Origin of the sequence: Janthinobacterium sp. SUN100, assembly GCF_030397705.1 — a bacterium.
GTDB classification, from domain to species: Bacteria; Pseudomonadota; Gammaproteobacteria; order Burkholderiales; family Burkholderiaceae_D; genus Janthinobacterium; species Janthinobacterium kumbetense.
This window is the reverse complement of the sequence record NZ_JAPUBU010000001.1, coordinates 1,688,551-1,712,234: the sequence shown is the minus strand read 5'-3', so window position 1 is coordinate 1,712,234 and position 23,684 is coordinate 1,688,551. Positions and strand designations below refer to the sequence as shown.

The 23,684-nt window shown below is 62.9% G+C and carries 23 protein-coding genes; 15 read left to right on the top strand and 8 right to left on the bottom strand.

Annotation, left to right across the window (positions count from 1 at the left end; translation table 11 throughout):
- Positions 1-33 precede the first annotated feature (33 nt).
- The 5 genes from dapE to dapC form a co-directional block, all read right to left on the bottom strand.
- Positions 34-1,170 carry a succinyl-diaminopimelate desuccinylase gene (gene dapE / locus O0881_RS07525; protein WP_289904271.1) on the bottom strand — a complete coding sequence of 379 codons (1,137 nt, stop codon included), beginning with the start codon at positions 1,168-1,170 and terminating at the stop codon, positions 34-36.
- A gap of 48 nt (positions 1,171-1,218) precedes the next feature.
- Positions 1,219-1,575 carry an ArsC family reductase gene (locus O0881_RS07520; protein ID WP_099667207.1) on the bottom strand — a complete coding sequence of 119 codons (357 nt, stop codon included), beginning with the start codon at positions 1,573-1,575 and terminating at the stop codon, positions 1,219-1,221.
- A gap of 134 nt (positions 1,576-1,709) precedes the next feature.
- Positions 1,710-3,257, bottom strand: a complete 1,548-nt coding sequence (locus O0881_RS07515; RefSeq protein ID WP_289910766.1) for an FAD-dependent oxidoreductase — start codon at positions 3,255-3,257, stop codon at positions 1,710-1,712.
- A gap of 232 nt (positions 3,258-3,489) precedes the next feature.
- Positions 3,490-4,317 carry a 2,3,4,5-tetrahydropyridine-2,6-dicarboxylate N-succinyltransferase gene (gene dapD / locus O0881_RS07510; RefSeq protein WP_034779378.1) on the bottom strand — a complete coding sequence of 276 codons (828 nt, stop codon included), beginning with the start codon at positions 4,315-4,317 and terminating at the stop codon, positions 3,490-3,492.
- A 12-nt stretch (positions 4,318-4,329) separates the two neighbouring features.
- Complete coding sequence (dapC, locus tag O0881_RS07505; RefSeq protein WP_099667209.1) at positions 4,330-5,559, bottom strand: succinyldiaminopimelate transaminase; 1,230 nt, start codon at positions 5,557-5,559, stop codon at positions 4,330-4,332.
- 225 nt (positions 5,560-5,784) lie between these two features.
- Here dapC and tsaB point away from each other — a divergent pair, with 225 nt between their 5' ends.
- From tsaB to O0881_RS07485, 4 genes are read left to right on the top strand one after another with little or no spacing between them, the layout of a single operon-like run.
- The gene (gene tsaB / locus O0881_RS07500) at positions 5,785-6,510 is read left to right on the top strand and encodes a tRNA (adenosine(37)-N6)-threonylcarbamoyltransferase complex dimerization subunit type 1 TsaB (RefSeq protein WP_289897241.1); all 726 of its coding nucleotides are present in this window, start codon (positions 5,785-5,787) and stop codon (positions 6,508-6,510) included.
- A complete protein-coding gene (rimI, locus tag O0881_RS07495) occupies positions 6,507-6,998 on the top strand; it encodes a ribosomal protein S18-alanine N-acetyltransferase (protein ID WP_289910765.1) in 492 nt (163 codons plus the stop codon). The genes tsaB and rimI overlap by 4 nt, the downstream gene beginning before the upstream one ends.
- On the top strand, positions 6,995-7,897 hold the full coding sequence (locus tag O0881_RS07490) for a uracil-DNA glycosylase (protein ID WP_289910764.1): 903 nt from the start codon (positions 6,995-6,997) through the stop codon (positions 7,895-7,897). Before rimI ends, O0881_RS07490 begins: the two co-directional genes overlap by 4 nt.
- Complete coding sequence (locus O0881_RS07485; RefSeq protein WP_289911471.1) at positions 7,881-8,837, top strand: DUF1853 family protein; 957 nt, start codon at positions 7,881-7,883, stop codon at positions 8,835-8,837. The genes O0881_RS07490 and O0881_RS07485 overlap by 17 nt, the downstream gene beginning before the upstream one ends.
- 35 nt (positions 8,838-8,872) lie before the next feature.
- Here the strand turns inward: O0881_RS07485 and lplT are convergent, their stop codons facing one another.
- Positions 8,873-10,135, bottom strand: coding sequence for a lysophospholipid transporter LplT (gene lplT, locus O0881_RS07480; RefSeq protein WP_034779369.1), 1,263 nt, complete (start codon positions 10,133-10,135; stop codon positions 8,873-8,875).
- A gap of 247 nt (positions 10,136-10,382) precedes the next feature.
- Here lplT and alr point away from each other — a divergent pair, with 247 nt between their 5' ends.
- The 4 genes from alr (at position 10,383) to fliD (ending at position 14,993) form a co-directional block, all read left to right on the top strand.
- Positions 10,383-11,480: an alanine racemase gene (gene alr / locus O0881_RS07475; protein WP_289910763.1), complete on the top strand. Its 1,098-nt coding sequence runs from the start codon at positions 10,383-10,385 to the stop codon at positions 11,478-11,480.
- 69 nt (positions 11,481-11,549) lie between these two features.
- Entirely contained in the window at positions 11,550-12,926 is a 1,377-nt protein-coding gene (gene radA, locus O0881_RS07470; protein WP_230540493.1) for a DNA repair protein RadA, read from the top strand.
- Between the two features lie 131 nt (positions 12,927-13,057).
- Positions 13,058-13,378, top strand: a complete 321-nt coding sequence (locus O0881_RS07465; RefSeq protein WP_257218936.1) for a PilZ domain-containing protein — start codon at positions 13,058-13,060, stop codon at positions 13,376-13,378.
- 229 nt (positions 13,379-13,607) lie between these two features.
- Positions 13,608-14,993: a flagellar filament capping protein FliD gene (gene fliD, locus O0881_RS07460; protein ID WP_251351619.1), complete on the top strand. Its 1,386-nt coding sequence runs from the start codon at positions 13,608-13,610 to the stop codon at positions 14,991-14,993.
- Between the two features lie 112 nt (positions 14,994-15,105).
- Here the strand turns inward: fliD and O0881_RS07455 are convergent, their stop codons facing one another.
- Positions 15,106-15,906, bottom strand: a complete 801-nt coding sequence (locus tag O0881_RS07455; RefSeq protein WP_180278731.1) for a helix-turn-helix transcriptional regulator — start codon at positions 15,904-15,906, stop codon at positions 15,106-15,108.
- Positions 15,907-16,006: 100 nt separating this feature from the next.
- Here O0881_RS07455 and O0881_RS07450 point away from each other — a divergent pair, with 100 nt between their 5' ends.
- From O0881_RS07450 to O0881_RS07440, 3 genes are all read left to right on the top strand, one after another.
- Entirely contained in the window at positions 16,007-17,242 is a 1,236-nt protein-coding gene (locus O0881_RS07450) for an MFS transporter (protein ID WP_289910762.1), read from the top strand.
- Between the two features lie 32 nt (positions 17,243-17,274).
- A complete protein-coding gene (gene rraA / locus O0881_RS07445) occupies positions 17,275-17,769 on the top strand; it encodes a ribonuclease E activity regulator RraA (RefSeq protein ID WP_289910761.1) in 495 nt (164 codons plus the stop codon).
- 156 nt (positions 17,770-17,925) lie between these two features.
- Complete coding sequence (locus tag O0881_RS07440) at positions 17,926-18,567, top strand: choice-of-anchor C family protein (protein WP_251351617.1); 642 nt, start codon at positions 17,926-17,928, stop codon at positions 18,565-18,567.
- A 58-nt stretch (positions 18,568-18,625) separates the two neighbouring features.
- Here O0881_RS07440 and O0881_RS07435 read toward each other — a convergent pair whose 3' ends face one another.
- On the bottom strand, positions 18,626-19,015 hold the full coding sequence (locus tag O0881_RS07435; RefSeq protein WP_289910760.1) for a MerR family transcriptional regulator: 390 nt from the start codon (positions 19,013-19,015) through the stop codon (positions 18,626-18,628).
- Positions 19,016-19,097: 82 nt separating this feature from the next.
- Here O0881_RS07435 and O0881_RS07430 point away from each other — a divergent pair, with 82 nt between their 5' ends.
- From O0881_RS07430 to O0881_RS07415, 4 genes are all read left to right on the top strand, one after another.
- The gene (locus O0881_RS07430) at positions 19,098-19,535 is read left to right on the top strand and encodes a hypothetical protein (protein ID WP_251351615.1); all 438 of its coding nucleotides are present in this window, start codon (positions 19,098-19,100) and stop codon (positions 19,533-19,535) included.
- A gap of 102 nt (positions 19,536-19,637) precedes the next feature.
- A complete protein-coding gene (locus O0881_RS07425; protein WP_289910759.1) occupies positions 19,638-21,455 on the top strand; it encodes a DUF4153 domain-containing protein in 1,818 nt (605 codons plus the stop codon).
- A gap of 313 nt (positions 21,456-21,768) precedes the next feature.
- Positions 21,769-23,100: a S41 family peptidase gene (locus O0881_RS07420; RefSeq protein ID WP_289910758.1), complete on the top strand. Its 1,332-nt coding sequence runs from the start codon at positions 21,769-21,771 to the stop codon at positions 23,098-23,100.
- Complete coding sequence (locus O0881_RS07415; protein ID WP_289910757.1) at positions 23,093-23,578, top strand: helix-turn-helix domain-containing protein; 486 nt, start codon at positions 23,093-23,095, stop codon at positions 23,576-23,578. The genes O0881_RS07420 and O0881_RS07415 overlap by 8 nt, the downstream gene beginning before the upstream one ends.
- The last annotated feature ends 106 nt before the right edge of the window (positions 23,579-23,684 follow it).

The following is a 23,684-nucleotide window of genomic DNA, read 5'->3' as shown; positions in this document are numbered from 1 at the left end:
CTGGCCCGCCGTGACGGGCCTCGGTATTCTGGTTCAGACGGGCAGCAAATGCTCCAGGGTGCGCCGGTAAATATTCTTCAGGGGATCGATGTGGCGCAGTTCGATGTGCTCGTCGATCTTGTGAATACTGGCATTGGGCGGCCCGAATTCTATCACTTGGGGGCAGATTTGCGCGATAAACCGGCCATCCGAGGTGCCGCCCGTGGTCGACAGCTCCGTCGTGAGGCCCGTTTCTTCCAGGATGGCGGCCGACAGCGCATCGCTCAAGGTGCCGCGCGGCGTGAGGAAGGGCAGGCCGCTCAGGGTCCACTGCAAATCGTATTGCAAGTCATGCCGGTCGAGGATCGCGTGCACCCGTTCCTGCAATCCCTCGGCCGTGCTGGCCGTGGAAAAGCGGAAATTGAAGTCGATCACCATGTCGCCCGGAATCACGTTGTTCGCGCCCGTGCCCGCATTGATATTCGACATTTGCCACGAGGTGGGCAAGTAATACTCGTTGCCCGCATCCCATTTTTCCTCGACCAGGTCGGCCAGCGCCTGCGCCGCTTCGTGGATGGGATTCATTGCCAGGTGCGGATAGGCAATGTGACCCTGCACGCCCTTGATCGTCAAACGGCCCGACAGCGAACCGCGGCGGCCGTTCTTGATCATGTCGCCCAGCTGCGCGCTCGACGTCGGCTCGCCCACCAGGCAATAGTCGATCTGTTCGCCGCGCGCCTTCAGTTGCTCGCACACGATGACGGTGCCGTCCGTGGCCGGGCCTTCCTCGTCGCTGGTGATCAGAAAGGCGATCGAACCCGTGTGCTCCGGCGTGGCGGCGATAAATTCCTCGCAGGCAATTACCATGGCGGCGATCGAGGTCTTCATGTCGGCCGCGCCACGACCGTACAGCTTGCCGTCGCGGTGCGTGGGAATGAAGGGCAGCGAACGCCATTGCTCGACGGGGCCGGTCGGCACCACGTCCGTATGGCCGGCAAAGACGAACACGGGCGACGTCGTGCCGCGCCGCGCCCACAGATTGGTGACGTCGTTCGACTGTATCGTTTCGCAGACAAAGCCCAGCGGTGTGAGGATGTCGATCAGGTGCTGCTGGCAGCCCTTGTCGTCGGGCGTGACCGAGGACAGGGCGATCAGTTTTTCGGTCAGGGCGAGGGTTTTGGAGGTGGTCATGGGTAAGGTCGTGCCGGCAACATCGTTCCGGTTGTCAACTAAGTATGGTTACAGCGAGAAAAGGGTCTGGTACTGCGCATCCGAAAACGCCACGCTGAACTGGCCGTCCTTGTCCAGCACGGGGCGCTTGATGATGGACGGGTTTTCCAGCATCAGCTCCAGGGCGCTGGCGGCGTCGGTGATCGATGCTTTGCGCTCGTCGGACAGGGCGCGCCACGTCGTGCCTTTCTTGTTGACCAGCACGTCCCACGGCAATTGCGCCAGCCACGCCTCGACGGTGGCGCGTTCCAGGCCCTGCTTCTTGAAGTCGTGGAAGGTGAAATCGAGTTGCTGCGCGGCCAGCCAGGTGCGGGCCTTTTTGACGGTATCGCAGTTGGGGATACCGTAGAGTGTAATGGTCGTCATGGGTAGGGCTAAGGGGGTATGAATGCGGTTCGCTTGATCGCGGCGCTTGCGCTGGCGCGATATGCGATGTCAGCCGACATTATACAGTCGATGCGCAGTCGATGCGGCAGTGCAACACGCCCCAGTGATTTCCCTTACACGGGCCGTGGCGCCGCCTTGCCCGATTCGGCCGGACCGAAATGCAGGCCCAGCCGCAGGGCCAGGGCGCGCAGGGCACCGCTTTCCTGCAGGTGCAGGGCCAGCGCGATGTGGCCGTCGGGGCGCACTAGGTAGGCTGCGTCGCGGCCCAGGCCGGCCAGCTTGGCGGCGACATTGAAGGTGTAGCAATGCACGGGCAGTTTCAGCACGCGCGCTTCGTCCAGCAGTTCGGGCGCCGCTTCGCCATAGATGTGCAATTGCCAATCCATGCTGCGCAGGGCCGTGAAATTGTCTTGCGTGCCGTCCGAGAACCACGGCAGGCGGTCGCCGCCGCGCAAGTATTCTGCGTGGCCCGCGGACAGGGCGCTGTCTTCATAGCTGATCTGGATTTGCGACACGGTCCGGAACAGCAAGCGGCGCGCCCGCCCGAAGCCGGACAGGAAGGGCAGCGCGTGCGGCACCAGCCAGCGGCGCAGGAATTGTCCGGCGATGCCTTGCGCGACGATGGCCTGGAAGGCGCGGTCGGTGGTGGCGACGAGCTTGCGGGCAAACACGATGCGTTCGCTTTCATAGGTGTCGAGCAGGGCGTCGTTGCTTTGTCCCCGCAGCTTTTGCGCCAGTTTCCAGGCCAGGTTGACGGCGTCGCCCAGGCCCGTGTTCATGCCCTGGCCGCCCACAGGGCTGTGCAGATGGGCCGCGTCGCCGAGGATGAAGCAGCGCCGCTCGCGAAACTGCGCCGCCACCCGGTGATGCACTTTATACGTGGAAAACCAGTTCACGTGCTCGACCTGGATATTCAGCAAGCTTTCCACCTGTTCCCGCACGTCGTCGAAGACGGGAGCGGGCGCGCCTTCCGGTTTGTCGGGCAGGATGCCGATCAGGCGCTGCATGCCGCTGGTGCGCACGGGCAACATCAGCGCAAAAGAGTTCGCGCCCAGGTGGGCGTGCAAATCCGTATTCTTGCCGGCCACTTGCGCATCGGCCACGTAATACAGGTGGTCGTAGGTGCCGCCCGAGAACGCGAAGCCGGCGATCTCGCGCACTTTGCTGCGGGCGCCGTCGCAGCCGCAAATATAGTTAAACGTGCAATATTGTCGCTCGCCATTGTTGAGCAGGATGGCTTGCACTTCGCTATCGTCCTGCGTCCACAGGTCCAGCGCGACGTTCCATTCCACATGCACGCCGGCCGCTGCCAGCTTGCTGATAAGAAAGCGCTCATGCTCGTCCTGGGGCAGGCTCAGCACGAAAGGATAGGGACTCAGGCCTTCGCCGATCTCGCCCAGCGCCAGTTTTACCAGCTCCTCGCCGCCTTCGTGGATGTGCATGGCATTGATCTTGATGCCCAGGCTGACCAGCTCGTCGGCAAAGCCCAGCTGCTGGTAAAACTCCAGGGTGCGCGCATGCACGGCCATGGCCCGCGACGCCTGGCCCGGTCCGCTGTTTTTATCGATGATGCGGCAATCGACGCCATGGCGCGCCAGGCGCAAGGCAAGCATGAGGCCGGTAGGACCGGCGCCGACGATCAATACGGGAGGAGTATTCATGCCATCCAGTATAGGACAGGATGGGTGATGGCTGCAGGACGATTGAAGTTGCTAGTCGGAAATGAAAATGTCCCGCCGGTTGGCAGGACATGATTTTTTACGTGCGTCACGACGCCTCTGCAAACCGTAGCGAGCACGCTCAATATCGGGTCGAGTAGCGGAACTGTACATGTAGTACAGTGAGCAACGGAAACCCGATAGTGGGCAGCGCAGTAGGTTTACAGAGGTGTCATCAAATACCGCGCAGCAGCTCGTTGATGCCGGTTTTTGCGCGGGTCTTCGCATCCACGCGCTTGACGATCACGGCGCAGTACAGCGAGTACTTGCCGTCTTCCGAAGGCAGGTTGCCCGAGACCACGACGGAGCCGGCTGGCACGCGGCCGTAGGTCACTTCGCCCGTGGCGCGGTCGTAGATCTTGGTCGACTGGCCGATGTACACGCCCATCGAGATGACGGAGTTTTCTTCGACGATCACGCCTTCGACGATTTCCGAGCGGGCGCCGATGAAGCAGTTGTCTTCGATGATGGTCGGGTTCGCTTGCATGGGTTCCAGCACGCCGCCGATGCCGACGCCGCCGGACAGGTGGACGTTCTTGCCGATTTGCGCGCAGGAACCGACGGTGGCCCAGGTGTCGACCATGGCGCCTTCATCGACGTAGGCGCCGATGTTGACGTAGGACGGCATCAGCACGACGTTCTTGGCGATGAAGCTGCCGCGGCGGGCGACGGCTGGCGGCACCACGCGGAAGCCGCCCTTGACGAAGTCTTCCTTGGTGTAGTTGGCGAACTTGGTCGGGACCTTGTCGTAGAACTGCATCGTGCCGTCCGATGGCAGCACGACGTTGTCTTCCAGGCGGAACGACAGCAGCACGGCTTTCTTGACCCACTGGTTGACGACCCAGTCGCCCGAGGTTTTTTCCGCCACGCGGATGCTGCCATTGTCCAGGCCATTGATGACGTGGGAGACGGCGTCGCGCAGTTCGGCCGTGCCGTTGCCCGGATTGATCTCGGCGCGGTTTTCCCAGGCCTGGTCGATGATGTTTTGCAGTTGTTGGCTCATGATGATGTCTTATTAGTGAGTTAATGCGGATGCGGAAAGCTGCTGGCAGAATTTTACTATGCGTAAGGCCGCTTCCAGCCCTTCGGCCGTTTCGGCCACGAGGGCCATGCGGATGCGGTTGCGGCCCGGATTGATGCCGTGCGCGTCGCGCGCCAGGTAGCTGCCAGGCAATACCGTCACATTATATTCGGCGTACAGGCGTTGCGCGAATTCGGTGTCGGACAGGCCCGTGCGGCTGACGTCGGCCCACAGGTAGAAGCCGGCGTCCGGCAATTGTACGTCCATCACCGATTGCAGCAGCGGCGTGATGGCGTCGAACTTGGCGCGGTACTTGGCGCGATTTTCCTCGACATGGGTTTCGTCGTTCCAGGCCGCGACGGAGGCCGCCTGCACGGCAGGGCTCATGGCGCCGCCGTGGTAGGTTCGGTAGAGCAGGAATTTTTTCAATACTTCGGCATCGCCGGCAACAAAGCCCGAGCGCATGCCCGGCACGTTCGAACGCTTCGACAGGCTGGAAAACACCACCAGGCGTGCATACGGGCGCTCGATGGTGGACAGGCCCAGCATGTGCGCCGCCTGCAGCGCGCCCAGCGGCGGCGTGTCGCCGTGGTAGATCTCGGAATAGCACTCGTCGGCGGCGATGACGAAATCGTAGCGTTCGGACAGGGCGAACAGATGTTCCCAGTCCGTCAGGCTCAGCACGGCGCCCGTCGGGTTGCCTGGCGAGCACAAAAACAGCAGTTTGACCTTTTCCCACACGCTGGTCGGTACGCTGTCGTAGTCGCAGCCGAAATTGCGCGCCGGGTCGGAATTGACGAAATACGGTTCGGCGCCGGCCAGGTAGGCCGCGCCTTCATAGATCTGGTAAAACGGATTCGGGCTGATCACCAGCGAACCGGCGGCCGGATCGATCACCGTTTGCGCCAGCGCAAACAACGCTTCGCGCGAACCGTTCACGGGCAGAATTTGCGTGGCAGGATTGAGCTTGGGGATGCCATAGCGGCGTTCGAGCCAGCCGGCGATGGCAGTACGCAAGGCTTCCGAACCGATGGTGGTCGGATAGCTGGCCAGGCCATGGATGTTGTCGACCAATGCCTGCTCGATGAAAGCCGGCGTCGGATGCTTGGGTTCGCCCATGCCCAGGCTGATGGGCGCATACTCGGGATTGACCGTCACGCCGGCAAACAGCTGGCGCAGCTTTTCAAAGGGATATGGTTGCAGTTTAGCAAGAAGTGGATTCACGGAACGGACCAGGGCAAGAGTGGAAAGACGATGTTGCTCAGCGATTGCTAGGCGATTGCTTGGCGCGGCAGACTTGATGCCGGTCAAATAATGAGCCGCGTCTTTCATTATAGCCGTCCTCGCGGGGCCGCTGTGCAAGCCGCATCGGCGTGAGGGCTGCCCGGCTTGCCACGGCATGCCGCAGCGGGGAGTGCCATGCCGTGGCGCGGCAAGGTAAAATACGCTATGTCTACCTTACTTCCCACCCTGCTTGCCATTGAAACCTCGTCCGAACTCGCCTCCTGCGCCTTGTTGCGCGGCGATGTCGTCCTGTCCCGCGCGTCGTCGGGCGTGCGCACCCATTCCCAGTCCATCTTGCCGATGGTGCAGGAATTGCTCGCTGAAGCGGGCGTGACCCTGGCCGACGTCGACGCCATCGCCTATGGCTCCGGCCCCGGCTCGTTTACGGGCGTGCGCACGGCTTGCGGCATCGCGCAAGGCCTGGCCTACGGCGCCAAGCTGCCTGTCGTGCCCGTCGTCACCCTCGACGCCATGGCGCTCGCGTGCCACCAGCAACATGGCGCGCAACGCATCGTGACCGTGCTCGACGCCCGCATGGGTGAAGTGTACTGGGCGCAATATGATTACCAGGATGGCTTGCAGATTGTTGCGCCACCGGCCCTGAGCGCGCCGGCCGGCGTGGCGCCGCAAGGCGATGTCGCCGCTTGCGGCAACGGTTTCAGTGCATACGCCGAAGCGCTGGCCGTGCTGCCGTGCGCCGCGACTGCCGACGCCGCCATCATGCCGCACGCCGTGCAAGTGGCGCAGCTGGCGCGCATCGCCTTTGCTGCCGGCCAGTTCGTGACGGCGGCCGAGGCGCAGCCTTTGTATTTGCGCAACAAGATCGCCTTTACCAGCGCCGAACGGCAAGAGATGCAACAGGCCAAGGCCGCTGCGGAGTCCGCGCAATGAGTGTGGCGGACCAGGACCGCGCTGCCGGCTGGGACTTGCTGCGCCTCGATTATCAGCCGATGGTCGAAGCGGACCTGGTGGAAGTGCTGGCGCTGGAGCAGCGCGTGTATCCGCATCCCTGGACGCACGGCAACTTTGTCGATTCGCTCAAGAGCGGCTACCCGGCCTGGGTGCTGCGCGACGTGGATGGCACCCTGCTCGGCTACTTTTTGCTGATGCTGGTCGTCGACGAGGCGCACTTGCTCAACGTGGCCGTCGAAGGCGCGATCCAGGGCCAGGGACTGGGCCGCTTCCTGCTGAACCAGTCCTGCGCCTGCGCGCGCCAGCTGGGCATGGAATCGATGCTGCTGGAAGTGCGCCCGTCGAACGTGCGCGCGCTCGATATTTACCAGCGCTATGGATTTGAACAGATCGGCCGGCGCAAGGGATACTATCCGGCCAGTAACTCGCAACGTGAGGACGCCATCGTGATGCGTTATACCTTATGAGCCGCAGCGCCGTTTTCCTCGATGAAATGGGCGTCGGCCCCCTGTGGCGCTTGCGCCAGGGCGCCGCACCCGAGGCCGCTGATGCGGCTGACGTTGCCGAGATCGTGGAAGCAGCAGCGGCACCGGTGGCCGCCGTGGTTGAGCCTGCCGCGCCGCCCGTGCCGGTAGCTGAGGTTGTTGCTGAGGTGAAAGCCGTTGACGTTGCTGCGCCTGTCGCTCCCGCTCCCGCCACGCCTGCCGCTCCCGCCGCATCTGACGATACGGCCTGGTTCGACGATGCGCCGCCACCGCCGCCCGCCAGACAGCTGAGCGATACGGATATCGCCACCCTCGACTGGGATGGCTTGACGGCGGCCGTCGCCAAGTGCGCGCGCTGCGACCTGTGCAAGACGCGCAAGGGCGTCGTCATGGGCCGTGGCGACCGCCAGGGCGATTGGCTGATGCTGGCCAGCAGCCCGTCGCGCCTGGAAGAGCGGGAAGGGCGCGCCTTGCCGGGCGAGCAGGGCAAATTACTCGACAATATGCTGAAAGCCATCGCCGTCGATGCGGATCGCGATGTGTACATCACGCACTTGCTGAAATGCCGTCCGCTCGACGAGGCGGGCCAGGAACGCTTGCCGACAGAAGCCGAGTCGGCCGCCTGCCGTCCGTATTTCGAGCGCGAACTGGCCCTGCTGCAACCGCGCACCATTTTGACGCTCGGCTCGATGGCCGCCGCCGGCATCAATCCCGGCGAGAAACCCGTGCGCGGTACCGTGCGCCAACTGGGCAAGGCTGCCGTCGTGGCCACTTTCCACCCGGAAATGTTGCTGCAGGACGAGACGGGCAAGGCCAAGGCGCGCGCCTGGGCCGATTTGTGCCTGGCAAAAAGCACGCACGGTGATTCGCACGGTGAGTGATGCGGCCGCCGGCACTTTCCAGGCCCGCTTCGAGCGCCGCTGGGGGCATCTGACGCACCCCCGCGTGCGTGCGCTGGCCTGGCTGCTCGACTCGCCGGACTTGCTGGACCCGGGCAGTTCCCACTGGGGCGGGCGCATCGCCAGCCTCGCGCCCGTCACGCCTTCTGTTGCCGCCTGGCTGGGCGCGCTGCAAGACGATCCGTCGCCGCTCGATGCGGCGCTGGGACCGAAATTCTATTCCCGCCTGGGCCTGTACGCTGAAAAGCTGCTGGCCTTTTATTTTGAGCAACACGGACTGCTGCAAGCGCATGGCTTGCAAGTGCAGGTGAACCGCAACGACACGGTGGGCGAGTTCGATTTCCTGCTGCGCGATGGAGCGCAGGGCGACGCGTTGCTGCACTGGGAATTCGCCACCAAGTTCTACCTGCTCGAAGGCGCGCCCGATCCCGGCGTCTTCAATCACTTGATCGGCCCCAACCTGGCCGACACCCTGGGATTGAAGATGCGCAAGATCCTCGACAAGCAACTGGCCTTGTCCCGCCATCCGGCCGCGCAAACCCTGCTGGCGCAGCCCGTGCACGCGGCGCAGGCGCTGGTCAAGGGCTGGCTGTTTTATGCCCCGGACGCCACGCCCGCCCTGGACGGTATTTCCCAGAATCATGGACACGGCTTCTGGTGCGTGCCCACACAATTGCCGGCGCAGCGCTATGTCGTGCTGCCGCGATTGCAATGGCTGGCGCCGTTCAAGGGCCGCGACGTGGAAGTGCTGGATGTGGAGGCCTTGCGTGTGCGCTTGTTTGATCTGGCGCAACCGGTGATGGTGGCCACGGTGGATAATGTCGAAGGCTGGGAAGTGGAGTGCACGCGTGGTTTTGTCGTGCCGCCTGACTGGACGGAGCAGGCTGCCGCGCGGCGGCTCGCTGGCATGCTGCCAGCGTAATGCCGGGGGCTGATCCGCCGGCTCAGCCCCCGAAATTAATGCTTTTGCTCACCGATCAGCGATAAATTGTCGTGCTCGGCCTGGTTCAGCTTGTGCTTGCGCATGATCATGTACATGGTGCCGGCGACGAACAGGCCGAACAGGGTGATGATGATGTTCAGCGGCAGGTGCAGGCGGATCATGATCGAATACACGGCCAGCATGGTCAAAATCGACAGGTTTTCATTGAAGTTCTGCACGGCGATGGAATGGCCTGCGCTCATCAGCACGTGGCCGCGATGTTGCAGCAATGCATTCATGGGCACGACGAAAAAGCCGGACAGGGCGCCGATCAGTATCAGCAGCGGGTAGGCGATCCATACGGAATGTACTTGCGTCATCATCATGACGATCACGCCCATGGCGATGCCCAGTGGAATGACAGTCAGCGATTTGCGCAGTGGAATGAAGCGGGCCGACAGCACGGCGCCGGCGGCCACGCCGATGGCGACCACGCCCACCAGGCTGGTCGCCTTGTCGAAGGGCATGTTCAAGGATTGCTTGGCCCATTCCAGCACGATCAGTTGCAAGGTGGCGCCGGCGCCCCAGAACAGGGTCGTCACGGCCAGGGTGATCTGGCCCAGCTTGTCTTTCCACAGGATGGAATAGCAATTGGCAAAATCGGTAATCAGTTTGATAGGATTGCGTTCCTGGTGCGGATATACGCAGCCCGTGTCGGGAATCTTCAGGTTGGCCAGGGTCGCCAGCACATAAATGCCGACCACTACGCACAGGGCCGCTTCCGTCTTGTTGGTGATGCCCGTGTCGATCAGGGGGAAGTCGAAGGATAGCAGCATGTCGGACACGTGGCCGCTGACGAGCGCGCCGCCCATGACGGTGCCGAGGATGATGGAAGTGACGGTCAAGCCTTCGATCCAGCCATTCGCCGCCACGAGCTTTTCCGGCGGCAGCAGTTCCGTCAGGATGCCGTATTTGGCGGGCGAGTACACGGCCGCGCCAAAACCGACGACGGCGTAGGCCAGCAGCGGGTGTACGTGGAAGAAGACGAGGGCGCAGCCGAAGATCTTGACCATGTTGGCGATGAACATGACCTTGCCTTTTGGCAATGCATCTGCGAAGGCGCCGACAAAAGCGGCCAACAGCACGTAAAACAGCACGAACGACAGTTTGAGCAGCGGCGTGATCCACGCCGGGGATTTCATGGACACCAATAAATCGACGGCGACAAAAAAGAGGGCGTTATCTGCCAGCGAGGAAAAGAACTGCGCCGCCATGATGGTATAAAAACCACGATTCATTCTGGATTGCCTGAAATCATATCTGGCTTGCTTTATACCACGAAAAAACGGCAAACCCCAAGTTTGGAAGGGGCCGCTTTGCATACTCTTGCCTAAGCGAACCTTAATTTTTCTGCCGTAGAAAAATACACATACATGTGAGCATTTTATAAATGATGTCCTCTGCATACGACCTTGGACGTCTGCCGTGTCCGCGTACGGTGCATCCGGTAAAATACGGCTTTCCCACCCGCCGTGAACGACGCATATGCCCAGGCCCCTTCTCGCCACCATCCATCTCGATGCCATGCAACACAATCTGGCGCGCGCCCGTGCCGGCGCCCGCGGCGCCAAGGTGTGGGCCGTCGTCAAGGCAAATGCCTATGGCCACGGCCTGGAACGGGCCATGCGGGGCTTTGCCGATGCCGATGGCCTGGCGCTGGTCGAGGTCGACTACGCCGTGCGTCTGCGCGAACTGGGCTGGACCAAGCCCATCTTGCTGCTGGAAGGTTTTTTTGACGCCAGCGATTTGCCCGTCATGGCGCAATATGGCTTGAACGGCAGCGTGCATTGCGAGGAACAGATCGCCCTGCTGGCAGCGGCGCGCCTGCCGCACGCCATCGATGTGCACCTGAAAATGAATACGGGCATGAACCGCCTGGGCTTTACGCCGGACGCCGTGGCGGGGGCGTATGCGCGCCTGCGCGCCATGCCGCATATCGGCACGATCACCCTGATGACGCACTTCGCCAATGCGGACGAGGCGGCGCCCAAGCGCTTGCCCCTGGAGCAGCAGATGCTGCGTTTCGAAGCGGGTGCGGCCAGCATCGGCACATCATTGCCGCGCAGCCTGTGCAATTCGGCCGGCGTGCTGCTGCACCACCTGGACAGCGACTGGGTGCGCCCCGGCATCATGCTGTACGGCGGCACGCCCAGCGGCGCTCCCGGCGGCACGTCGGCGCAGGCGTTCGGCTTGCTGCCCACCATGACCTTGCGCAGCAGCATCATCGGCATCCAGGATATTGCCGTCGGCGAAGTGGTGGGTTACGGCAGCCGCTACGAAGCGGCCGGCAATATCAAGGTGGGCGTGGTGGCGTGCGGCTATGCGGACGGCTACCCGCGCCATGCGCCCGAAGGCACGCCCGTGCTCGTCGACGGCGTGCGCACGGGACTCATCGGCAGGGTGTCGATGGACATGCTGATGGTCGACCTGACGCACGTGCCCGGTGCAAAAGTCGGCAGTGCCGTCACTTTGTGGGGCCAGGGCATGCCGATCGACGAGGTGGCCCTGGCCGCCGGCACCATCGGCTATGAGCTGATGTGCGCACTGGCGCCCCGCGTGCCCGTGGTCGAAGCGACACAGTGACGGCGGCCCGCCGTTTGTATATACTGTATATATAGACAGCAGTTTCACCTTACCCGGGCAAAGTACACCATGGCAAAAGTCAAGACCATCTACACCTGCAGCGATTGCGGCGCCATCAGCAACAAATGGATGGGGCAGTGCACCTCGTGCAACCAGTGGAACACCATGGTGGAAACCCTGCCAGAGACGGGCGGCAACAACCGCTATTCGAACCCGCAGCACATGTCGCTGGCGCAGACGGCGCCCGTGCTGTCGCTCGACGATATCGACGCCATCGACGTGCCCCGCTTCGGCACGGGCATCGAGGAATTCGACCGCGTGCTGGGCGGCGGCATGGTGGCGGGCGGCGTCGTGCTGATCGGCGGCGACCCCGGCATCGGCAAGTCGACCCTGCTGCTGCAGGCGCTGGCCAACATGTCGCACCACAAGCGCGTGCTGTACGTCAGCGGCGAGGAATCGGGCGCGCAGATCGCCCTGCGCGCCAAGCGCCTCGTCATCGACGCCAAGGAACTCAAACTGCAGGCCGAGATCCAACTGGAAAAGATTCTCGCCACCCTGGCCGATTTGAAACCGGAAGTGGTGGTGATCGACTCCATCCAGACCGTGTATTCGGACGCGCTCAGCTCGGCGCCCGGTTCCGTGGCGCAAGTGCGCGAATGCGCGGCCCAGCTCACGCGCGCGGCCAAGCAGACGGGCGTGACCATCATTTTAGTCGGCCACGTGACGAAAGAGGGCGCGCTGGCCGGCCCCCGCGTGCTCGAACACATCGTCGACACGGTTCTGTACTTCGAGGGCGACGCCCATTCCAGTTTCCGCCTCGTGCGCGCCATCAAGAACCGTTTCGGCGCCGTCAATGAACTGGGCGTGTTCGCCATGACGGAAAAGGGCTTGAAAGGGGTGTCGAACCCGTCCGCGCTGTTCCTGTCGCAGCACGACAACCAGGTGCCGGGCTCGTGCGTGATGGTGACGCAGGAAGGCACGCGCCCGCTGCTGGTGGAAATCCAGGCCCTGGTCGATACGAGTCACTTGCCGAATGCGCGCCGCTTGTCCGTCGGCCTGGAGCAGAACCGTCTGGCCATGCTGCTGGCCGTGGCGCACCGCCACGCGGGCATCGCCGCCTTCGACCAGGATGTGTTCATCAACGCCGTGGGCGGCGTGAAGATCACGGAACCGGCGGCCGACCTGGCCGTGTTGCTGGCGATTAACTCTTCGATGCGCAACAAACCCTTGCCGCGGGGCCTGGTGGTGTTTGGCGAAGTGGGCCTGGCCGGCGAAATCCGTCCCGCGCCACGGGGCCAGGAGCGCTTGCGCGAAGCGGCCAAGCTGGGCTTTACCCTGGCCGTGGTGCCCAAGTCGAACTTGCCCAAGCAAGTCATCGAGGGCCTCAAGGTCATCGGCGTCGAGCGCATCGACGAAGCGTTCAACAAGCTGCGCGACCTGGAGTAAAAGTTGGTATGGTTTAAATGCCAAGCTTGAGACAAGTCAAACAAAATTTCCGTTTAGAACTATAATATTTGTCCGATGGATGCGCCTCGCGCATCCGCATCGACAATGCATAGATAGAGAAGCGGAATACAGTGTCAGTTGAGCAAAGGCAGGGCGCACGCAAGATATTGCGTGCCAAGGCAATGTTGGTAATGGATGGCGCGGGCCCCGTGGCGGCGCGCACCCTCGACGTGGGGCCGGGCGGCATGTCGGCCGTCATCGCGGAACCGGTGCCGACAGGCAAGAAGGGCAAGGTGCTGTTCGAATTGTTTTACGATGGCGCGGCGCACATCATCGAGGCGCGCGTATCCGTCTCGCACTGTATTTTCAGCAGTGCCGGTTTCAAGGTGGGACTCACTTTCCAGCAGCTGGACATGGCCGTCAGCAGCGCCATTTCGAAATTCATGCGCTGAGGCACGTCCGAAGATAAACGGCAAGTGATTGCGCTAAAATGGTGCATATGGGTTTGCAGTCAGGAAAAACCTGTTCTGTTCGCTGTTTTGATATTCCGGTAATACTGCATAATTATCAACCAGAAGAGGGACCTTGCCGCGCCATGCGCGCCTGCCGTCCGTTTCCAGCGCAGCACGGTCACGACCTGAACCGTGCGCCATGACCTTATACCCGACGGGAACGCCTACCATGTTTAATTCGACCATCAACAGCAGGGCCTACACCAATAACACGCAGCAGACGACGCAGGGCAATATCTCGGCCGATGTGTATGCGAAGGTGGAGCGCCAGATGCAGTCGCAAAACACGGGCGTCGTCAAGCTCAACGCCAGCCTGGCGCGCGACCAGGCCAAGTTCTCGGGCCTGGGCCAGCTGCAATCGGCGCTGGCGAAATTCCAGACCGTGGCCAAGAACATGGCCGGCAGCGGCCTGGCCACGTCGGCCACGTCCAGCAGCAAGGATGTGCTGAGCGCCACCACCACCGACAAGGCGGTCAGCGGCAGCCATGAAATGAACGTCAAGCAACTGGCGCAGGGACAGACCTTGCTCAGCGGCGCGCAGAAATCCTCGAGCGCGGCCATCGGCACGGGGGCGCCCGCGCTGGTCAAGATCGAAGTGGGCTCGGCCGACGGCAAGCAATTTACGCCTGGCAGCGGCAAGATCATTGCGGTGACCATCGACAGCAGCAACAATAGCCTCGACGGCATCGCCGCCGCGCTCAAGCAGCAGGGCGTCGACGCCAGCGTGGTCAAGGGCGCCGATGGCTATTCGCTGGCCATCAATGGCAAGAGCGGCGCCGACAGCAGCATGCGCATCAGCGTGTCCGGCGACGCGGCCGTCAGCAATCTGCTCAGCTATGCGCCCGGCGCCGGCAAGGGCATGCAGCAGACGGCCGCCGCGCAGGATGCGCTGCTGACCGTCGACGGCAAGGAAATCAAGAGCGCCACGAATACCCTGACGACGGCCGTCGAGGGCGCCACCATCGAATTGAAGAAAAAAGGCACGACCGACCTCGTCATCGCCAAGGACAGCAGCCAGATCGCCAGCAACGTGGCCAGCTTCGTCACGGCCTACAATGAACTCAACAGCAAGCTGCAGAGCCTGCAGCAGGGCGACTTGAAGTCCGACACGGCCCTGGGGCAAGTGCGCTCACAGATGGAACAAGTGCTGCGCACGGCCAGCACGGGCGTGCCATCGTCGGTGCTGGGCAGCGCCGGCGTGACCCTGGGCAAGAGCGGCGAGCTGGTGCTCGACGACAAAAAACTCAAGGCCGCCATCGCGGCCGATCCGGACGCCGTCAGCAAGATGTTCACGAATAACGGCAAGGGTGTGGCGGACCAGTTCGCCACCAAGATCGGCGAGCTGACGGGTGAAACGAGCATCATCCGCAAGGAAGTGCAGACGGTCGGCAAGGACATCACGACGCTCACCAACAAGAAAGCCGTGCTGGCCAAGGCGTTGACGGCCCAGGCGCAGGCGCTGGTGAAAGCGTATTCCGCGCAGGAACAGATGGGAACGAATTCGGCCTTGCCGGGTTATACCGGCAAGAATTCCCTGTTCGACTTCATGGCTTGAGAGCGCACCGCTAAAGCGCCCATGGCGGCGTTGCATCGCCTTGCCGTACCAGCGTACTGCCTGCGGCGCTGCGCCTTGCCCTGAGCGCTGTATCGGCGCGCTTTCCAGTTGGCTAGATTCTGTCGCCCTGGGCAAAGAAGGCTGACGGCGAACTGCCGAAAGTCTTCTTGAACATGGCGGAAAAGGCCGACTGGCTGGCGTAGCCCAGTTCTTCGGCCACTTGCGACAGCGGCACGCCGCGCGCGATCAGGGGCGCCGCGTGCGCCAGGCGCACTTGCTGGCGCCACTGGCCAAAACTCATGCCCAATTCCCGTTCGAACAGCCGCGCCAGGGTACGCTCCGAGGCGCCGACCTGCTGCGCCCAGTGTTCCAGGGTCTGGTTCAAGCCCGGTTTCTCGATCAGGCTGTCGCACAGGCTTTTCAGGCGCTTGTCGCCGGGCAAGGGCACGCGGATGGGGCGCGTGGCCGAGCGTTTCAATTCATCGAGGATCAGTTCGGCCAGCAGCGCCTCGCGCGCCGGTTCCTGCCCCGGATCCAGCTGTTCCAGCGCCATGATCAGCTGGCGCAGCAAATTCGATACTTCCAGCACCTTGCAGTCGTGGCCCGCAAAGGGCGCGCGCGCGGCATGGATGCACAGGGGGCGCAAGCGGGTCTTTTCCAGTATCGTGACGGCATGCTCCACGTTGGGCGCGATCCAGATGGCCCGCATGGGCGGCAGCACCCAGCTGCTGTTGTTGGCGGTGATGCGCAGCACGCCTTCGAGCGCCATCGTGACCTGGCCCCAGGGGTGGCTGTGCGGCAATAAGAATTCATCGGGTTGCAGGTCGCGCGCGATCATGGTCACGGGAATGGTGGCGCTGGGCGCTTCCCGTGGCGGACACATGCGGGTATGGTGGAGGATAGGTACACCCATCAGCTTGGCCTTAATTCGATAAATTATGTCGTTCTGTCGGAAAACAGACGATGGTATTTTGCATACACTTGAGCTTCACCAGTATAAGACAGGGTATGACATGATAACAACTAACTCGGCATCCGGACTTCCCACCTTGCGCGGCGATGCGCGCGTCATCGCCCTGGTGGGGCTGGCGCATGGCGTGTCGCACTTTTATCACCTGATCCTCGCGGCCCTGTTCGTCTGGCTGAAACCCGCCTTCGACCTGTCGTATGCGGAACTGGGCTTGCTGATGACGGTGTTCTTCATCATCTCGGGCGTGGGGCAGGCGCTGGCCGGCTTTGTCGTCGACCGTTTCGGCGCCCGTGCCGTGCTGTTTTCCGGCATTTTCTTGCTAGGCGTGTCGGCGCTGGCCCTGTCCACCGCCCACAGCTATGCGGCGCTGATGCTGGGCGCCATGCTGGCCGGCATGGGCAACAGCGTGTTCCATCCGGCCGACTACACGATCCTCAACCAGCGCGTGTCGGGGGCCCGCGTGGCCTACGGCTTTTCCGTGCATGGCATCAGCGGCAATATCGGCTGGGCCCTGGCGCCCCTGTTCATGACGTATGTCGCCACCAACTACGACTGGCGGGTGGCCTTGCAATGCGCGGCCGTGCTGCCGTTCGGCGTGCTGCTGATCCTGTTCCTGAACCGCCACGCCATCCGCCCCGAACCCGTGAAACAGGCCGCGCCGGGCCAGGCCGCCGGCGGCGAAGGCACGCTGGACTTCCTGCGTCTGCCTGCCGTGTGGATGTGCTTTGCCTTCTTCTTCATTACCGCCATCGCCCTGGGCGGCATCCAGAGCTTTGCCAGCGTGGCGCTCGTCAAGCTGTATGGCATGAGCCTGGCGCTGGCCACGAGCGCCTACACGGCCTATATGCTGGCCTCGGCCGTGGGCATGCTGGCCGGCGGCGTGGTGGGCGCGCGCAGCAAGCAGCCGGACCGCAACGTGGCGATCGCCTTTGCCGCTGCCGCGCTGCTGGCCGTGCTGCTGGCCATGGCCGTCGTGCCGGCCTGGGGCGCGGTGGTGCTGATGGGCGCCATCGGCCTGATGTCGGGCGTGGCAGGGCCGTCGCGCGACCTGATGATACGCGCGGCGGCGCCGAAGAATGCCACCGGGCGCGTGTATGGCGTCGTGTATTCGGGTCTCGACAGCGGCCTGGCCGTAGGGCCTTTGTTCTTTGGCGCGCTGATGGATGGCGACCATCCGGCCATGCTGTTCGTCTTCATCGGCCTGTTCCAGGCGCTGGCGATCGCCACGGCCGTGGGCGTGGGCGGCAAAACACGTGCCGCGGCGCTGCAAAAGGCATAGAATCGTTGCCATCTGCCACGAAAGGAATCCCCATGACCTTTGCCACCACCGACCTGTGCGACGACTATGCAGCCATGCTGGACGACGGCACCCTGGCCGTGCTGCCGCCCGTGTACCGCGCCTTCGGCCAGCGCGTGCGCTTCAGCGGCCCCGCCACCACCTTGCACGTGTTCGAAGACAACGCCCTCGTGCGCAGCACCCTGGAAGCGCCGGGCCAGGGCCATGTGCTGGTGATCGATGGCGGCGGCAGCCTGCGCCGCGCCCTGGTGGGCGGCCAGCTGGGCGTGCTGGCCGAAAGCAACGGCTGGGCCGGCATCGTCGTCGATGGCTGCATCCGCGACAGCGAGGAAATCAATGTCTGCCAGATCGGCGTGCGCGCCCTGGCCACGCATCCGCGCAAGAGCAACAAGACGGGCGCCGGCCAGCGCGACGTGCGCGTGCAGATCAGCGGCGTGGCCGTGCATCCGGGCGACTGGATCTATGCCGATGCGGATGGCATCCTGGTGGCGCGGCAAGAGCTTGATTGAGCTGTCGCGCTCCGGAGGAAGGGGCGAGGGCGCCTGAAGACGTTGCAAATTGCTTACATTAAATATATTTTTGCAAAGTTCTTGGATTTTCATCCTGGCTGAGATATGATTTCACTTAAGGTAACTTTAATGCCAATAAGGCAAGGAAATCAACTCATGAAAATCGCCACCATCGCAGCCGTTGTCGCCCTGTTTGCTGCCGGCACCGCCAGCGCCAGCCCCGTCAACCTGATCACGAATGGCAATTTTGAAACAGTTGCTTCCGGCTATACCTTCGACAGCGGCTTTAAAGTCGTCAACAGCGGTTCGTCGGCCATCACGGGCTGGACCGTGGGCGCCAGTTCCGTCGACCTGATCCGCAATGCGTATAACGCCATCAACGGCTACAGCGTCGATTTGCTGGGTACGCCAGGTCCGGGTTTCCTGTCGCAAAATTTCAGCGTCGTTGCCGGCCAGACGTACAGCCTGACCTTTGACATGGCGCGCAATTCCGGCGGCCCTGCAGGCCAGGGCGTGAGCGTCAATTTCGGTGGCGTGGTGGGGGATTTCTACTCGACGGCCGCCGCCTCGAACACCTTGTACAGCAATACCCTGAGCTTCACGGCCGCTTCCACCGGCCTGGCGACCCTGTCGTTTGCCAGCGCCGCCAAGGCCGGCACGCCGTTCGACAATTACTCGGGCGCCGTGATCGACAATGTTTCCGTGATGGCCGCCGTGCCGGAACCGGAAACCTACGCCATGCTGCTGGCCGGCCTGGGCCTGATGGGTTTCCTGCGCCGCCGCAAGGCCGCCAAGTAATTCCAGCCTTGCGCCACGTCAAAACCGCCTGCGGCCATGCCCAGGCGGTTTTTGTTTTTCAGGGAGCTGGTGCTGCATCGGCATCTCCCTGCAACGGACAGGCGGCCGCCTGCGGCTCCATCCGCCGCGCCAGTTCGCCGCGCAACTGCGTCAAGCCGGCGATGCGCGCATCGATGTCGGCCAGCTTGCGCGCCAGCGCCGCGCGCAGCAGTTCCGCCATGGCCGGATCGCCTGCGCCGGCCAGCAGCGGCATGTCGGCCTCGATTTCCGCCAGCGTAAAACCCAGCTGCTGCGCCGTGCGCAGGTAGCGCAGCCAGTCCGCCGCCTCGGGCGGATAGTCGCGGTAGCCATTCGCGCCGCGCCGCGCGCGCAGCAAGCCCCGCTTTTCATAGAAGCGCAGGGTGTCGCGGCTCAAGCCCGTCGCCTGCGCCATCTCGCCGATCTGCATGGAAATATTCCTTCATAAAATGCTTGACCATGGAGTGTACTCCAGCCTTGAGAATGGATGCTTTCCATATACAGGAGTTGCCATGTTGTCCGTTTCCGCCTTCCGCCGCGTGGTGCGCGCCAGCGCCATTTACGATGTGCTCATGATTGCCCCGTTTACCACGCCGTGGACGTTTTTGCTGCTGCGCGAGCACTTGAACGCCATCAACCTGGCCCTGGGCGGCGCGCCACTGCCAGTGTTCGAACCCTTGCATTTGCTCATCAGCAGCTTGCTGGGCAGCGTGGTGATGGTCTGGTCGGTGCTGCGCATGCTCGATCCGCAGCCGCGCTTCGGCCGCTACGACGCCGTGGCCCGCTACCTGTTTTCCACCTGGATGGCGTGGGCCTTGCTCATGACGGGCCAGCCCCTGCTGTGGCTGTTCCTCGTACCGGAGCTGGCCTGGGGTCTCGCGCAAAGCTTGCCGGTGCGCCGCAGCGAGGGTGGGCGGGAAGGGGGCGCGCGCGAATCGCTGTTGAGATGACGATAACGAAATGCAATAATGGCCGTGCTCGCAGTGCAACAATGACTGCAATGAACGACTATTAAGGGAATGACTATGCAGCAGGATGCCGCAGGAAAAAACATGGCGTTGCTCGATCCGGTGGTGGCGCCGCGTATCGCGGTGACGCGCCTGGTGACGGGCCTGCTGCAAGGCTTGCTGCTGTACTGGCTGTACAGCACGGCGCAAGACAAGGTGTGGCCTGCCACGGAAGCCTATCTGCTGGGCCCGTTGATGCTGATCAGCTTGCTGCTGCCCATCCTGCTGGTGTCCAGCCTGGGCCACATGTCGCTCAAGCGCATCGCCCTGTGGATGGCCGGCGCGGCCGTCGTGCTGGCCGTGCTGGCCTGGCACGACGTGGCGCGTGGCGCCGAGCACGTGATTTGGGGCAACTACAAGCCGGGCGCGCCGCTGCGCGTGATTTCAGCCCAGCTGTTCGGTTTTTGCGTGGTGGGGTTTTATATCGCCCACGCGCTGGTGCTGGCCAGCGCCCAGGATGGCCGGCGCATCGCCCGCTACCCGACCTACTTTGAAATCGCCTGGAAGCTGGGCATCCAGCTGCTGTTTTCCCTGCTGTTCGTGCTGGGTTTGTGGCTGGTGCTGTGGCTGGGCGGGCAATTGTTCCTGCTGATTAAGCTCAGTTTCCTGAAAAAGCTGCTGGGCCAGGCCTGGTTCGTGATTCCCGTCATCTGCTTCGCGTTTTCCTTTGCCATCCACATCACCGACGTGCGCCCATCCATCGTGCGCGGCATCCGCACCTTGCTGCTGGTGCTGCTGTCGTGGCTGATGCCGATCGCCGCCGTGCTCGTCTCCGGTTTCCTGCTGACCTTGCCCTTCATCGGCTTCGAGCGCCTGTGGGCCACGCGCCATGCGGCGTCCGTGCTGCTGGGCATGGCCGGCGTGCTGGTGGTGCTGATCAATGCCGCCTTCCAGAACGGCGAAGTGGGCCATGGCGTGGCGCGCGGCATCCGCCTAGGCACGCGCCTGGCCTGCCTGCTGCTGCCGTGGGTGGTGGGCATCGCCATCTATGCACTGACCTTGCGCGTGATGTCGCACGGCTGGACGTCCGACCGCCTGATCGCGGCCGCCTGCCTGCTGGTCGCCACCTGCTACGCCGCCGGCTATGCCTGGGCGGCCAGCAAGTATGGTGACTGGCTGCACCTGATCGCCAACGTCAACGTGGCCACCGCCTTTGTGACCTTGCTGGTGCTGTTCGCCCTGTTCTCGCCGCTGGCGGACCCGGCGCGCATTTCCGTGGCCAGCCAGATGGCGCGCCTGGACAGCGGCAAGGTGGGCGTGGACAAGTTCGATTTCGAATACCTGCGCTTCCAGGGCGCCCGCTATGGCCAGGCGGCCCTTCAGGAATTGACGAAACGCACGACGGGCCCGGATGCGGCCATCGTGCGGGCGCGCGCCGACGCCATGCTCAAGCGCCAGAACCGCCTCGACGAGACGGGCGCGCTGAGCGACGTGTCGATCAACCTGACCCTGCGTCCGGCGACGGCGAAGCTGCCGGACAGTTTCCTGCGCCAGGACTGGACGCAAGTGGGCCCCGCCTGGCGCTTGCCCGCCTGCCTGAAGCGGGCAGGGCCGCAGTGCGACGCCTATCTGCTCGATTTCGATGGCGACGGCAAGCAGGACGTGTTGCTGATCAGCAATGATCCGCGCGCCTCGTCGGTGTTGCTGGCGGAAAAAGAAGACGGCAGCTGGACGGCGCGCGGGCAAATCCCCACCGATGCCCTGCGCTGCAAGCCCCTGCGCGAGAAGCTGCAAGCGGGCCAGTTCCAGCTGGTGCCGCCGAAGGTGCGCGAGCTGGAAGTGGATGGCCAGCGCGTGCCGATGACCTTGTATACGCCGGAGGACGAGGTCAGCTGCCCGGACGAGACGGCGCCGGCCCCGTAGATGGCAGGAGGAGGGCGCGCAGCGGGGCTTGCAGCGCGGGATGGAACCGCCAGCTTGCCCTGAAGGCAGCAAGGTCGTGCACTGAATCATTGTGACGGTCCCGTATCGGCGGAAGCTGCGAATGACGATGGCCGGCCGGAGGCTGCCACTGAAGCGTTGAATCTGACAGCGCTGGCCGAAGCACCCTTCTGGCGAGAACAGATCGGACGGAAGCGGAGGTTGTTTATTTTCCTCACCGAGGTGATTTAATTTTTCTGCAATATGTTGCGCAATATATTGTATGATTGAATCTCACCGAGGGGGGAACATCAGAATGCGTTATCACTTATGTCTGCTTCAAACGCTGTCGGCCTTGTCCATCCTGTGCGCACCGGGCGCTTTTGCCGGGGAGCCTGGCCTTTCGCGCAATGAAAAGAGCGAGATCATCGCCTCCCTCAATAGCACCTTGAATGCAAACTACGCGTTTCCGGACATCGCAAGAAAAATTGCGCCGGTGCTTCAGGAACATCTGACCAAGGGCGATTATGACTCGGCGACGACGCAGGCAGAGTTTGCGGGCAAGCTGACGGACGACCTCGTCAAAGTCAGCGGCGACCTGCATTTCTTCGTGGGCGCCGACCCAGCATGGATCGCGGAATTCAAGGCAAAGGCCAACCCGACGCTCAAGGCCAAGATACGAAAAGAGGAATTGAGCCGGCTGGAGGAGACCAATTTCGGTTTCGATGAGGTCGCTCGCCTGAAGGGAAACATCGGCTACCTACGCTTCAGCTATTTTGCCGATCCGGAACTTGCCCATGATACGGCGGCGTCCGTTATGCGCTTCGTCGGCAATACGGACGCCCTCATCATCGATTTGCGCTATAACAATGGTGGGCATCTGGAAATGGCGCAGTTTCTGGCGAGCTATTTCTTCTCCAGCGAGAAAGACCAGTTGCTCTTTGACTATTACTATAATGAGGATGGCAAGCGTATCCAGCGCGGGCAATGGGTGTTGCCGGGCTTGCCGGGCAAGCGCATGGTGGACAAGCCCGTCTATATCCTGACCGGCTCCACGTCTTTTTCCTCCGCAGAATGGTTTTCCTATGCAATGAAAAAGCTCGGACGAGCGACACTGATCGGGGAGCGCACCGCCGGCGGTGCGCATCCGGTGGCGCGCAAGCCGCTCAACGACGATTTTTTCGTGCAAGTGCCGATCGGCCAGATCCAGGATCCCGTGGAGCATGGCGATTTCGAAGGAACCGGCGTGCAACCCGATATTCCAAGCCCGTCCATCCGCGCGTTGCCTCTGGCGCACAAGCTGGCGCTTGAACATCTGGCGAAGACCGATGACGCCAGGCGAACCGAACTTGCCTGGCTGCTCCCCAGCTTGACGGCAGCGATCGAGCGCCCGCATGTCGATGCCGGGCTGTTGACGCAAGCCGCCGGAAAATATGAAGGCCGCCAGATTGTCCTGGACAAGGGCAGGCTCTACATTATCTGGCGCGACCGGTTTCGGGTCGCGCTGGAGCCGATCGGTCCCGAGCTGTTTGCGGTGGAAGGCGTGTCGGATTTTCGATACCGCTTGAATGTTTCGCGTGGGAAAGTGACGGCGCTGGAACGCGTGAACCAGGACGGCAGCATCCAGAGGTACAAGCGCCTTGACTGAGAAGACACCTCACCCGGCCGCGATCGATGACGCCGTGTTTCTCGGCCGCGCCGTCGAACGACTGAGCGTCCTGATCGCTGAGCAATCCAAGACCGTCTTCGACACGATGGGGATCGTCATCCCGGTGCGTTCGTGTTCGCTGATGACTGTTCTTGCGACGCTCGGCACGGCCTCCGCCTCGGACCTGGCGCGCGAACTCGGACATTCGCACCAGCTGGTCATGCAAAAGATACCCAAGCTGCTCCGCCTGGGCCTGATACAGCATCGGAACGATGACAATGATGCCCGGCGACGGGTATTCATGCCCACTGATGAGGGTTTGTCGCAGCTGGCGAAATTCGGGCAGTGCACGGTGCTGATACGGGCGGCCTATGCCGGCTTGTTTGCCGAGGTGGGGGACGTCAGACAATTCGTGGATCGGGCCGCCGATGCCCTCCACGCGAAGCCGCTGGACAAACGCATCGATTCCCCGGGCTGACGCAGACGGTTCCGCTTCATGCCGCGAGCAGAGCTTTCCGCATGCTTGTCCGGGCGGGGGCCGCTGTAGCAGTCGTTCGACTGATACAGCATGTGCTTGTATGCGT